Source organism: Candidatus Phyllobacterium onerii, assembly GCF_028331445.1.
Classification (GTDB): domain Bacteria; phylum Pseudomonadota; class Alphaproteobacteria; order Rhizobiales; family Rhizobiaceae; genus Phyllobacterium; species Phyllobacterium onerii.
In genome coordinates this window covers 77,660-90,834 of sequence record NZ_JAQMHX010000003.1, presented here as the reverse complement: position 1 = coordinate 90,834, position 13,175 = coordinate 77,660, and the positions used below count along the sequence as shown (strand labels likewise).

Sequence of the window (13,175 nt, the reverse complement as noted above, 5' to 3'; positions counted from 1 at the left end):
CCAATAAGTTCATGCTTACAGCCAGAAAAATTGTGCTATGCGCAAAAGATCGGAATGAGCGATGAGCGCAATGAATTCGAAGCTGCCAGTTTTTGAAACGGGGCACGTCTGGCTGGTAGGAGCAGGGCCGGGCGATCCTGGGCTGTTGACCTTGCACGCTGTCAACGGACTCGAACAAGCCGACGTCATCGTCTACGATGCTTTGGTCAATGAGGATTGCCTGTCTTTCGCTGCTCCCGGCGCAGTGCTGGAATATGCCGGCAAACGAGGCGGGAAACCGTCGCCGCAACAACGCGATATATCGCTTCGACTGGTCGAACTCGCGAAGTCCGGCAAGCGAGTGCTGCGCTTGAAAGGCGGCGACCCTTTCGTTTTCGGAAGAGGTGGCGAGGAAGCGCTGACCTTGGTCGAACATCAAGTGCCATTCCGGATTATCCCCGGCATCACGGCTGGGATCGGTGGTCTTGCCTATGCGGGCATTCCCGTCACCCACCGCGAGACCAACCAAAGTGTTACCTTCCTGACTGGACATGATGCTACCGGCCTCGTTCCCGATTCGATGGACTGGAATAGTATCGCCAAGGGATCTTCGGTCATCGTCATGTATATGGCAATGAAGCATATCGGACTGATTGCTTCGCGCCTGATGGCTGCTGGTCGCTCCAGGGACGAACCAATCGCTTTCGTCTGCAATGCCACAACGGGCCATCAGAAAGTGCTTGAGACAACGCTCGAGAGAGCGGAGGTCGATGTTCAGCAGTCCGGCCTTCGCCCTCCCGCAATCGTGGTAGTGGGACAAGTTGTCCGCTTGCGTGCGGCGCTCGACTGGCTCGGCGCGGTAGAAGGTCGTGTGCTTACGCAGGATCCGCTTGGAACCCGCCGGGAAAAGGATGCCGGATGAAAGGCATGATTGTTGCCGCTCCGTCGTCTGGCAGCGGCAAGACGACCGTCACGCTTGGATTGTTGCGCGCTCTTAGAAATCTCGGTGTGGAGATTGCGCCGGCAAAAGCGGGGCCAGATTACATCGACCCGGCTTATCACGCGGTGGCGAGCGGTAGTCCTTGCGTCAATCTCGATCCTTGGGCGATGCGGCCGGATTTGATCAGTGCATTGGCTGCACGTCATACCGAAGGCAACAAGATGCTCGTGGTCGAAGGTATGATGGGGCTTTTCGATGGTGCCAGCGATGGGCGGGGGTCCGCCGCCGATCTTGCGACACATCTGTCGCTTCCAGTCATTTTTGTCGTCGACTGCGCGCGGCAATCGCATTCGATTGCCGCACTCGTTAGTGGTTTTCGAGATTTTCGCTGCGATGTGATGATTGCGGGGCTAATCCTTAACAGGGTCGGCAGTGTGCGCCATGAGGCCATGCTGCGTTCCGCACTGGAGTCCGTCGGCATACCGGTTCTCGGTTGCTTGCCGCGTGACGAGGGGTTGCAACTGCCGGAACGGCATCTCGGGCTCGTACAGGCGGGTGAACATCTCGAACTTGAGGCTTTCATCACCCACGCAGGTAATATCATTGGCGACAGGATCGATCTCGAACAGATCCAGCAAATGGCCAATCGCTATGGTCCCACAGGATCGATGGCAAATGTGTCGCGCATTCCGCCTCTTGGACAAAGGATAGCCGTTGCGCGTGACAACGCATTCGCATTTTCCTACTGGCATCTGCTGGACGGCTGGAGGCGGCGCGGCGCCGAGATAAGCTATTTTGCACCGCTTGCGGATGAAGCGCCGGCCGGAGACAGCGATGCAATCTATTTGCCCGGAGGTTATCCGGAGCTTCACGCCGGGCGCCTTGCCCAGTCAGAAAACTTTGCCTCGGGTATGAAATCGGCTGCTGCCGACAAAATCGCGATATACGGTGAGTGTGGAGGGTACATGGTGCTGGGCAGGAGCATCGAGGATGCTGCGGGCAAAGTGCATCCGATGCTCGGGCTCCTGCCTGTGGAAACAAGTTTTGCAAACCGGAAGATGCATCTCGGTTATCGTCGCCTCAAACCACTTGTGGGGGCTCCATTTCAGACGGAGCTTACGGGACACGAATTTCACTATGCCAGTATTGTCCGCGAGGGCGTCGCCGAACGGCTCTTTCGCGTTCAGGACGCACTGGGTGAAGATTTGGGCGAAGCCGGGCTGCGTGCTGGATCGGTGAGCGGCTCATACATGCACATAATTGATTTGGCGGGATAATGCAGATTGAACATGGGGGCGCGCTCGATCGTGCTTTAGAACGTTTCGGTGGCGCGCCATCCGACTGGATTGACCTTTCTACCGGTATCAATCCGGAAGTATTACCGCTGCGGCCGATTGGTCTTGAAATCTGGAACCGCTTGCCGGACGAAAAACTGCTCACGTCAACCCTTAACGCTGCCGGAAAATATTATGGCGCGGCGGCTGAGGCGGGAATCGTTGCAGCGCCAGGCACACAATCGCTTATTCAAATACTGCCTGATATCGTGGCTGCAAAAGGCGAAGTCGCGATCGTCGGTCCGACGTATCAGGAGCACAGCGCGTCGTTCCTCAATGCGGGCTGGCGGATTTCGAGTTGCGCGAGCATCGACGAGATTCTGCCATCTTCGAAGGTTGCGGTTGTGGTCAATCCGAACAATCCGGATGGACGAATTGTCTCAAGGGCATCTTTGCTTGAACTTGCCGGACGAATGGAGAGCAGAGGTGGAGTCCTGATTGTCGATGAAGCTTTTGCGGATGCCCATCCAGAAGCAAGCATCGCAGACCACACAGGGATAAGTGGGCTGATTATCCTGAAATCTTTTGGCAAATTCTTCGGCCTTGGCGGGTTGCGATTGGGTTTTGCTTTTACGACGCACGATATTGCACTGGCGCTCAAGCTCCGGCTGGGTCCGTGGGCAGTATCGGGCCCCGCCCTAACCATCGCATCCCATGCGTTTTCCGATGAAATCCTCCTTGCAGGTTTTGCGAAGCGGTTAAGGGCCCGTCGTGAGCTGCTTGGACGCGTCTTGGCTGAAGCGGGTCTTTTACAAGTTGGTGGCACAATGCTGTTTTCGTTGGTGGAGTTTAAGCAGGCTCGGCAGCTTCACGAAGCCTTATGCGAGCAACATGTGTTGACAAGAAAATTTGACTACGCGCCACAATGGTTGCGTTTTGGTCTGCCATTGGATGAGAATGCGGCTGAACGATTGCAGCAACGTCTTCGTATTGCGTTAAGTGCAATACCCGGCTGATTTTTGATTCAACAGGATCGAATTATTCATGGAAATCAATCTATTGATTCTGTTTCTTGCTTTGCTTGCCGATCGAACTTTCGGTGATCCTGATGGGTTGTGGCGGAAAATCCCCCATCCCGTTGTCCTATTTGGCAAAGCGATCGAACTGGCCGACAAGCAGCTTAACAAGGCTAGCGATTCGGACAATGAAAGGCGGCGTGATGGTCTCCTTGCGATGGTGGGTTTGCTGGTGCTGGCAGCAGTCATTGGTTTTCTCGTGCATCTCGCGCTGCAGACGATTCAGCCCCTTGGCGGCTTGGTCGAAGCGCTGATTGTTGCGATATTTCTGGCGCAGAAGAGCCTCGGCGAACATGTCGAGCGTGTTGCAATAGCCTTGCGCGAGGAAGGTATCGTTGATGCTCGCCGCGCCGTCTCGATGATTGTCGGACGTGACCCCGAAGCGCTCGATGATGCTGCGGTAAGCCGCGCCGCCATCGAAAGTCTTGCTGAAAATACTTCGGATGGCATCATCGCACCGGCATTTTGGTACGCCCTGCTGGGGCTTCCCGGGCTTTTTGCCTACAAGATGTTAAATACCGCGGATTCGATGATCGGACATTTGAATGATCGTTACCGTGATTTTGGGCGGTTCGCGGCCAAGTTCGATGACGTTGCCAACTGGATACCCGCAAGACTGACAGGTCTTCTGATCTCGGCAGCAGCCTGGGTCGTGCATGGCTATGACGCAGCGCTTCGCTCGTTCAATGTGATGATGCGCGATGCGCGGCTACACCGCTCGCCCAACGCGGGGTGGCCCGAGGCGGCGATGGCGGGGGCGATCGAAGTGGCACTTGCAGGCCCTCGCGTCTATGGCGGCGTGATGGCGAACGAACCAATGCTGAACGGTGCAGGGCGCCGGGATGCCGGAGCCGAGAACATCGAGGACGCGCTTAATATTTTCAGCGTGACAACCGGCATTTTTACAGCCGCCATCCTGGCGCTGTTCCTACTCGGACTGCTGTTCTAACGGCTATCACTGAAATCTTGGGTCAAGCACATCGTGCAAACCATCGCCGAGCAAATTAAGCCCGAGAACTGTGATGACAATCGCAAGACCGGGAAACAGGGCCATGTGCGGTGCCAAGCCAATCATAGTCTGGGCTTCGAACAGCATTCTACCCCAGCTCGGCATTGGAGGTTGTGAACCCAGTCCAACATAAGAAAGACCTGCTTCGGCAAGAATGCCGAGCGAAAACTGGATGGTCGCTTGCACGATTAAAAGAGACGCGAGATTTGGCAATATGTGGTCACGCGTAATGAGGGCCGGGCTTTTACCAATAGCGCCCGCCGCTATCACAAACTCGCGCGACCACAGGGAGAGGGCAGCGGCACGGGCGACACGCGCAAAAACCGGGATATTGAAAATGCCGATCGCGATAATTGCGTTGATCGCGCCTGGGCCAAAGACTGTGGTAATCATCACAGCGGAGAGTAATGCGGGAAAGGCGAAGACAAGATCGTTGAGGCGCATCAAAACCTCATCGACAAAACCGCCGGTTGCAGCACCCCACAGCCCAAGGGGAACGCCAATGCCAGCGCCAATTGCTACTGAAACTGATGCTACAGCGATGGAATTACGGCTCCCGACCATGATCATCGACAGAATGTCACGACCAAAATGATCTGTGCCGAGCCAATGCGCTGCGGATGGCGGCTTTAGCTTGCCCGCGATATCGAAGGCTCCCACGGGGTAGGGCGCCCAGACGAATGATAGCAATGCCACCAGCGCGATCAGGCTCGTGACGATGAGGCCGACGCAAAAGGATCTATTCGCCAGTGCCTTGCCGATGTTCATGAACGGCCCCGCAATCGGGGATCTACTATGGCGTAGGAAAGATCGACCAGCAGATTGACAAGAATGAGAGTAGCAATGAGCAGCATGACGACGCCCTCCACCACAATGAGATCCCGCTGGGTGATTGCCTGGAACACCAAACGACCCAGGCCCGGCAGATAGAACACGTTCTCGATGATGATCGTGCCAGCAAGCAGGAATCCGAATTGCAAGCCAAGAATAGTTAGAACGGGGATAAGAGCATTGCGCAACGCGTGACGGTATAAAACCTGCCGCTTGCTCAAACCCTTGGCGCGAGCCGTGCGGATATAATCCTCACCGAGTACTTCCAGCAGAGCAGAGCGGGTGACGCGGGCAAGGATCGCGGCTTGAGGGAGAGCAAGTGCAATAGACGGGAGGATCAGTGATTTAAGGCTCACACCGAAACCTGCGCCCCAGCCCGGGAAGCCGCCGGCCGGAACAAGCCTCAACGTCACTGCGAATAGATAGACCAAGAGCAGGGCGAACCAAAAATTTGGTATCGCTACACCCACCTGCGTAACTCCCATGGCTAGCGTATCGGAGAACTTACCGCGTTTTGACGCGGCAAAAATGCCGACAGGAAGTGCTATCAACGTGGATAGTGCCAACGAGATCGCAGCGAGCGGTAATGAAACAGCAACCCGCTCCATAATGAGGTCAAACACGGGAACCGAATAGGTATAGGACCTACCCAGATCTCCGGTGAGCAGCCCGCCGAGCCAGCTGAAATATCGTATAGCGAGCGGTTGATTGAGACCCATCTGCTCTTGCAGATTGTGGACGGCATCCTCGGTGGCATTCATCCCCAGCATCAGTCGAGCGGGGTCACCCGGTACGATTTCAAGCATCGCAAAAACAACAAGCGATGCGGCGAGAAGCGTAAGGATGGCGATCAACGCCCGTTTCGTCGTATAGTTCAACATCGAACCCGCGCACCGGATCGCATTAGTCCAGCCACTTCACAGCAGTTAGATCATTGGCTTGGATCGGCCCATTTTCCCAAAGTCCTTCGATCTTTGCATCCCAGATGCCAGTTTTGGGAAGCTGAAACAGGAACGCCGCAGGTACGTCTTTTGTGAGCAATTTTTGCGCCTGCTGGTAAAGTCCGGTGCGTTCAACGCCATCGGATGTGGCGTCTATTTGTTTGATCAGATCCTTGAAGGCCGGACTGTCATAATTGAAATAGTAGTCGTCGCGGGAAAAAATATTCAGGTCGTTCGGCTCGGTATGAGAGACGATGGTCATGTCATAGTCTTTATTCTTGAAGACCTGATCCAGCCATTGCGCCCATTCCACCGGAATAATTTCCGCCTCGATGCCGATTTCACGCAGTTCGGCCGCGATAATTTCACCGCCGCGCCGGGCATAGGTGGGTGGCGGAAGTTTCAGCGTTGTCTTGAAGCCGTCTGGATGACCCGCCTCCGCCAGAAGCTTTTTCGCGAATTCCGGATCGTAAGCAGTTTCCGCTGTCAGATCGATGTAAGCGGGGTGATGGGGTGGAAAGAATGATCCGATGGGCGTCCCAAATCCGAACATTGCACCATCGATCAAGGACTTCCGATCAATCGCGTGGGCGATGGCCTGACGGACCTTTTGATTGTCAAAGGGCGGCTTCTTGTTATTCATGCCAAGAACGGTCTCGCCTTCCGTCGTGCCAATAACAACCTTGAAACGCGGATCAGCCTGGAACTGCGGGATGGTTTCATAACTCGGAAAAACCGGAAAAGCCTGGACGTCACCCGCCAAGAGCGCGGCCGTCGCGGCAGCCGGATCGGGAATGACGCGGAATGTGGCTTTGTCGAGCAATGCTGGTTTTCCCCAATAACCGGCATTTTTCGCAATGACAATCTGCGAGCCCTTCGCCCAGCTATCGAATTCGAATGGACCAGTTCCGACAGGTTTGTCCTTGTTCGTCCCGGCGCTTTCAGGCGCGACGATGACCGCATCGCCCCAGCCCATATTGTAAAGGAAATCACCGCTCGGCTGTTTCAGAGCCACCTTGACTGTTAGTGGATCAACAACGTCGACAGTATCGATGGCCGAAAACAGACCCTTTTGGGCGTTGGTGGATTTGTCGCCACGAGCACGATCGAGCGAAAATTTGACATCACCAGCGTCGAATGATGTGCCGTCGTGAAATTTGACGTCCTTGCGCAACTTGAACGTGTAGAGCTTGCCATCCTCCGATTGTGCCCAGCTTTCGGCGAGAGCTGGGAGGACGTTCCCCTTTGCCCCGATACGTGTCAGACCCTCGAAGATATTTGCATAGACGATCTCGTCGATAGCTGCCGCGGCGCCCGCGGTCGGATCGAGGTGCGGTGGTTCCAAAACGATGCCAAGGACAAGATCAGTCTTCGCGGCATAGGATGCTGAGGACATCACCAAGCTTATTGCCACACCGGCGATGGCTAACTTCCACGATTTCATTCAGTAACTCCAGCTTTTTGGCGATCAGGCTGATCCCGACAGTAGCACCTTTAAACCGAGTGCCATGACGTTGGCGGATTCGATCATGTCTTCGATGCCGACATATTCATCCGGCCGATGCGCGAGGTCCAGTATGCCCGGGCCGTAGGCTATGCAGTCGTGTAGTAGCCCGATGCGTGCAATATGCTTTTGATCGTAAGTACCGGGTGAGATCACGTACTGCGGTTCCCGGCCGAAAACTGACCGGATTCCCTCGGCAACTGCGGTGACGACCGGCGCATCACGCTCGGTCATCAATGGTTGCACTTCCATGATGTCGCGAATGCTGTAGTGAAATTTCGGTCGCTCCCACTGCACCCTGTCAAGGATCGAAACGACCTCGCGTTTAACCTCAGTGATGTCTTCCTCAAGCAGGAAACGGCGATCGATGGTCAGGCGGCAGCTATCAGACACGTTGGGCGAGGGCAATCCAGAATAATCGTCGGTCTGTCCGCCATGGATGGAGTTGATATTCATGGTGGATCGCCGCGCACCATCTGGAACCACCGGCATCGAGGTCTGCTTGTTGTCCAGGGCGGGGAAAAGTTCCTTTTCGAACGCTTCAAGGACCGCTCCCATATGGCGAATGGCGCAATCACCCAAAAACGGCATCGACCCGTGGGCGATTTCGCCCTTGGTTTCGATTTCTGCCCACCAGACGCCGCGATGACCGAGACAGATACGGTCCTTGTTGAGTGGTTCCGGAATGATGACGTGATCGACGCGAGGCTTCGAGAAGAAGCCTTTGCTGGCGAGATAGGCAACACCGCCGAAGCCGCCAGATTCCTCATCTACCGTGCCGGATATTTCTATGGCGCCCGCGAAGTCAGGATAGACCTCGATAAATGCTTCCACTGCAATGATTGAAGCGGCGAGTCCACCCTTCATGTCACAGGCGCCGCGGCCATAAATCTTGCCGTCCTTGACGACACCTTCGAAGGGATCAACGGTCCAGCCTTCACCCGTCTCCACGACGTCAATATGGGAATTGAAGTGCACGGTCTGGCCATGGGTGCGACCATCAAAGCGGGCGACGACATTGGTACGCGGGTAGCGGTCCGTGTCGCCAGGCGTCCCTTCGCCGCGGATCAACTGGGTCTCGAAGCCGATCAGCTGCAACCGCTTCGCGAGAAATTCTGCGCAGGGCGTATAGGCCTCGCCGGGCGGGTTGATAGTGGGGAAACGGATGAGATCGCGCGTCAGCGCTATCAGGTCGTCACGCCGTTTCTCAATGGCACGGGAGAGTTTGTCATCCATGCCTTATCAAATCGGCACCACTCCCGATTTGGCAAGTAGCAACTTGTTGTCTGACGACAGTAGAACGCTCCAACCTTTGAGAAACTTGGCCATGGGCAAATTTTGGGCTCCGGTTGTAACTTTACAAATGAAACACTGGTGACGATGCAAGCGCAACTATAACACTGAAAGCACCGGGCTAGTTGAAAGTAAATTTCGCCCTTATGCAGGTTTGTCGCACCCGCTTGAACTGCATTTTGGTGAGGGCCATCTTCTAGTCGCCGCAATATAGCGGTTCCATTCATCGACAGGACTACGAAATGCTCCGCGAAAAAAGAGTAGCAGAGGAAGAATTTGTATCCATTGACCAGGATAGTGCTGGACTCTCCGCCAAGCGGAGCGGGACATGCATTCCGGGTGTCCTCTGCGTGATTGGCCTCATCCTGGCAATTGCACTGCTCACGCCAGAGCGGGCTACGGAGCATTCGCAACAGCCCGCATTGGAGCAAATACAATAACGCGGGCTGCGGCCTGTGGGATCTGCACAGCCGTCCGCCAGCTCTTACCAGCGATCAGTCCACTGGTTTTACCAGTCCGACCGAGACCGGTGCCGTTTTCCTGACAACGCAATCCTGTAGACTCGCTAAGATGCTAGTGAGTCGAACGCGCATGCTCTTTGCAAAACACACAGATTTCTTGCAAGACTGCCGCTAAAAGATCGAGACGGATGGGTCTGAAGCAATTCGCGCTCCGTTTTGTCTTGGTGAACAAGGGGCGCATCGGGTATGAGTTCAGAACCAGTCCTCGCTTTATCAGAGCCGGTTGGTGATGAGATTCGGAAAACCACCTGCTATATGTGCGCCTGCCGTTGCGGCATCGATGTCCATCTGAAAGACGGCAAAATCCGCTACATCGAGGGCAACCGGGACCACCCGATCAACAAGGGGGTTTTGTGTGCCAAAGGATCAGCGGGAATTATGCAGCACTATTCGCCGGCACGTTTGCGAGCGCCGCTGTTGCGGACAGGGCCACGCGGTTCAGGCGAATTCAAAGAAATCAGCTGGGAAGAAGCGTTGGCGTTGGCTGTCGATTGGCTGCAGCCGGTACGAGAAACCGCGCCGCAGAAGCTCGCTTTCTTTACAGGCCGCGATCAAAGCCAGGCTCTGACCAGCTTCTGGGCGCAAAATTTCGGCACACCGAACTACGCCGCACATGGCGGTTTTTGTTCTGTCAACATGGCGGCCGCAGGGATTTATACGATTGGTGGCGCGTTCTGGGAATTTGGCGCGCCCGACTGGGACAAGACCAAGCTATTTGTTTTGTTCGGTGTGGCGGAGGATCATGATTCCAACCCAATCAAGATAGGTATTTCCAAACTCAAGAAGCGTGGGGCGCGTTTTGTTTCGGTCAATCCGGTGCGCACGGGCTATTCCGCTATCGCTGACAACTGGATCGGCATTCGTCCTGGTACCGATGGATTGCTCATTATTGCGGTCATTCATGAACTCTTTCGCACTGGCAAGATAGATCTCGATTATCTCCAGCGCTACACCAATGCGCCTTGGCTGGTGATCGATGATGAGGGTAACGAAGACCATGGACTTTTCCTGCGCGACGATCTCGGCAAGGCTTTGGTGCGTGACCCCAGGTCGGGTGCGCTTGTGCGATTTGACGAACCGGGCCATATCGCTGATCTCAATGCTGAATTAGTCACAGAAGATGGCCGGAAGGTGCGCAGCGTCCTGCGGCTAATGGCAGAGAAATATCTTGATCCGAAATACGCACCCGATGCAGTCGCGGCCGAAACCGGCGTTGCGGCGAGTACGATCCGTGGGCTGGCTTCGGAAATCGCCCGCGTAGCTTTTGATGAAGAGATTATCCTCCAGCAGCCGTGGACCGACATGAAAGGCGAGCAGCACGATGTCATGATTGGACGGCCGGTGAGCTTTCATGCCATGCGCGGCATCTCCGCTCATTCGAATGGATTTCAGTCGGCGCGTGCATTGCACGTTTTACAGACGATCATCGGCTCCATCGACTGCCCGGGCGGCCATCGGTATAAGCCGCCTTATCCCAAACCGGTGACGGCCCACCCAAGACCGCATGGCAGAGCGGAACATGTAAAGCCTGGTCAACCGCTTGCGGGGCCGCATCTTGGATATCCACTTGGACCTGAAGACCTGCTCGTGGATAGTGAAGGCAAGCCGCAGCGGATCGACAAAGCTTTTTCTTGGGAAGCACCGCTCTCGGCTCACGGCATGATGCACATGGTTATCGCCAATGCGTGTGCTGGCGATCCCTATCCTGTCGACGTACTGTTCCTGTATATGGCCAACATGGCGTGGAACTCGTCGATGAACACGCGTGGCACGATCAAGATGCTGGAGGAGCGCGACGCGAAAACCGGCGAATATAGAATACCAAAGATCATCTATTCGGACGCCTATTCATCGGAAATGGTTGCCTATGCCGATCTTGTCTTGCCAGATACGACCTATCTGGAGCGTCACGACTGTATTTCACTGCTCGACCGGCCAATCTCCGAACCTGACGCCGCCTGCGACGCGATTCGCTGGCCGGTGTTGGAGCCGGACAGGGATGTGCGCGGGTTTCAGTCCGTGCTGATCGATCTCGGAGCACGCTTGAAATTGCCGGGCTTTGTCGACGATAGTGGAGCTGCACTTTACAAGGACTACGCCGACTATATCGTCAATCATCAGCGCAAGCCTGGAATTGGCCCGCTTTCGGGTTGGCGGGGTGCGGACGCCATGGATGAGGGCAGGGGCGCACCTAACGAAAGCCAGTTACAAAACTACATCGGTCATGGCGCTTTCTGGATGAAGCACATTCCCGATGAAGCACTCTATTTCAAGCATCACAATGCTGCCTATCAACAGTTCGCCATCGATATGGGTTTCTTTGATGCGCCGCAACCGGTCACCCTGCAGCTCTATGTCGAGACACTGCAGAAGTTCCGGCTGTCGGCGCTCGGCGTCCGGCAACCGTTCGCGCCTGAACAATATCGCAAACGCCTGCTCGATTGTTTCGATCCGCTACCGGACTGGTACCGGCCCTTCGAAGAACAGGGCGTCGATGTTGCAGAATTCCCCTATCACGCAATCACTCAGCGGCCGATGGCGATGTATCACTCCTGGGGCTCACAGAATGCGTGGCTTCGACAGATACACACGAAAAATCCATTGTATGTCCCTGGTACGATTTGCGACGAGCTGGGGTTGAAGGATGGCGATTGGGCCTGGGTTATTTCGCATCACGGCCGGATCAAATGCGAAATTGCGCGGACCGATGCGGTGAATGGCAAAACCATGTGGACATGGAATGCGATCGGCAAGCGTAAGGGCGCTTGGGCGCTTGATCCGCAAGCGCCCGAAGCAACCAAGGGATTCCTCCTCAACCACCTTATTCACGAACTTTTGCCACCAAAAGCCGATGGGATGCGATGGTCGAACTCCGATCCCATTACCGGGCAGGCCGCTTGGTATGATCTGCGCGTGCGCATTGAAAGGGCCGAGGCTGGGGTGGAGATCAGCGAACCGTATTTCGCTGCAATCAAACCTCCTGGCAGCCAATCGCAACCGGTCGATGAACTGCGTTACGGGCAGGAATGGTCGCCAAAATGACCAGCCTTCCCCAAAATCGTACCGCGAAAAAACTCGGGCTGGTGATTGATCTTGATGTATGTGTCGGCTGCCATGCCTGTGTAATCAGTTGCAAGGAATGGAACACTGGCGGCTACGGCAGTGCGCTGTCGGACCAGCATCCCTATGGCGCGGATGTTTCGGGTACGTTTCTCAACCGCATCCACAGTTTTGAAGTCGCGCCAGAAGGCGGACAAATTATCGGTGAAGCTGGCGACGCCCGCGTTGTGCACTTTCCAAAGTCCTGTTTGCATTGCGAAGACGCGCCGTGTGTCACGGTCTGCCCGACTGGAGCGTCTTACAAGCGTGTCGAGGACGGCATCGTGCTGGTGGATGAGGACAAGTGCATCGGATGCGGACTCTGCGCCTGGGCCTGTGCCTATGGTGCACGGGAGATGGATCTTGCTGCCGGCGTGATGAAGAAGTGCACACTGTGCGTCGACCGCGTTTACAATGAGACACTCAAGCAAGAAGACCGCGTGCCTTCCTGTGTCAGGACTTGTCCGGTCAACGCCCGGCATTTTGGCGACCTTGGCGATCCGAATTCCGATGTGGCCATCATGGTGGTCGAACGCGGTGGTTTCGATCTTATGCCGGAACAGGGGACGCGTCCCACCAACAAATATCTCCCGCCGCGCCCTCGCACGTCCCTAAGCGATAGCGCGCCAATTATTCCGCTCGCCGAGAATACCGAAGGCGCACGCGGATTTTTCGCTTGGCTCGACAAGACGCTGGACCGGATCTAGG

General features: G+C 55.6%; 10 protein-coding genes. 6 read left to right on the top strand and 4 right to left on the bottom strand.

Annotated elements, in window-relative coordinates; translation table 11 throughout:
• The first annotated feature begins 61 nt into the window (after positions 1–61).
• From cobA to cbiB, 4 genes are read left to right on the top strand one after another with little or no spacing between them, the layout of a single operon-like run.
• Positions 62–901, top strand: a complete 840-nt coding sequence (gene cobA / locus PHA01_RS08490) for a uroporphyrinogen-III C-methyltransferase (RefSeq protein WP_271894549.1) — start codon at positions 62–64, stop codon at positions 899–901.
• Positions 898–2,196, top strand: a complete 1,299-nt coding sequence (locus tag PHA01_RS08485; RefSeq protein ID WP_271894548.1) for a cobyrinate a,c-diamide synthase — start codon at positions 898–900, stop codon at positions 2,194–2,196. The genes cobA and PHA01_RS08485 overlap by 4 nt, the downstream gene beginning before the upstream one ends.
• Positions 2,196–3,209 (top strand): threonine-phosphate decarboxylase CobD, encoded by a 1,014-nt coding sequence (cobD, locus tag PHA01_RS08480; RefSeq protein WP_271894547.1) that lies wholly within the window; start codon positions 2,196–2,198, stop codon positions 3,207–3,209. The genes PHA01_RS08485 and cobD overlap by 1 nt, the downstream gene beginning before the upstream one ends.
• A gap of 28 nt (positions 3,210–3,237) precedes the next feature.
• Positions 3,238–4,218: an adenosylcobinamide-phosphate synthase CbiB gene (cbiB, locus tag PHA01_RS08475; RefSeq protein ID WP_271894546.1), complete on the top strand. Its 981-nt coding sequence runs from the start codon at positions 3,238–3,240 to the stop codon at positions 4,216–4,218.
• A 6-nt stretch (positions 4,219–4,224) separates the two neighbouring features.
• Here the strand turns inward: cbiB and PHA01_RS08470 are convergent, their stop codons facing one another.
• From PHA01_RS08470 to PHA01_RS08455, 4 genes are read right to left on the bottom strand one after another with little or no spacing between them, the layout of a single operon-like run.
• Entirely contained in the window at positions 4,225–5,046 is an 822-nt protein-coding gene (locus PHA01_RS08470) for an ABC transporter permease (protein WP_271894545.1), read from the bottom strand.
• Positions 5,043–5,990 (bottom strand): ABC transporter permease, encoded by a 948-nt coding sequence (locus PHA01_RS08465; protein ID WP_271894544.1) that lies wholly within the window; start codon positions 5,988–5,990, stop codon positions 5,043–5,045. Before PHA01_RS08465 ends, PHA01_RS08470 begins: the two co-directional genes overlap by 4 nt.
• Before the next feature lie 22 nt (positions 5,991–6,012).
• Entirely contained in the window at positions 6,013–7,494 is a 1,482-nt protein-coding gene (locus tag PHA01_RS08460; RefSeq protein WP_271894543.1) for an ABC transporter substrate-binding protein, read from the bottom strand.
• Positions 7,495–7,518: 24 nt separating this feature from the next.
• On the bottom strand, positions 7,519–8,790 hold the full coding sequence (locus tag PHA01_RS08455) for an acetylornithine deacetylase/succinyl-diaminopimelate desuccinylase family protein (protein ID WP_271894542.1): 1,272 nt from the start codon (positions 8,788–8,790) through the stop codon (positions 7,519–7,521).
• A 764-nt stretch (positions 8,791–9,554) separates the two neighbouring features.
• Between PHA01_RS08455 and PHA01_RS08450 the strand changes: the two genes are divergently transcribed.
• Entirely contained in the window at positions 9,555–12,410 is a 2,856-nt protein-coding gene (locus PHA01_RS08450) for a molybdopterin oxidoreductase family protein (protein WP_271894541.1), read from the top strand.
• Positions 12,407–13,174 (top strand): 4Fe-4S dicluster domain-containing protein, encoded by a 768-nt coding sequence (locus PHA01_RS08445; protein ID WP_271894540.1) that lies wholly within the window; start codon positions 12,407–12,409, stop codon positions 13,172–13,174. Before PHA01_RS08450 ends, PHA01_RS08445 begins: the two co-directional genes overlap by 4 nt.
• Position 13,175: the final 1 nt, after the last annotated feature.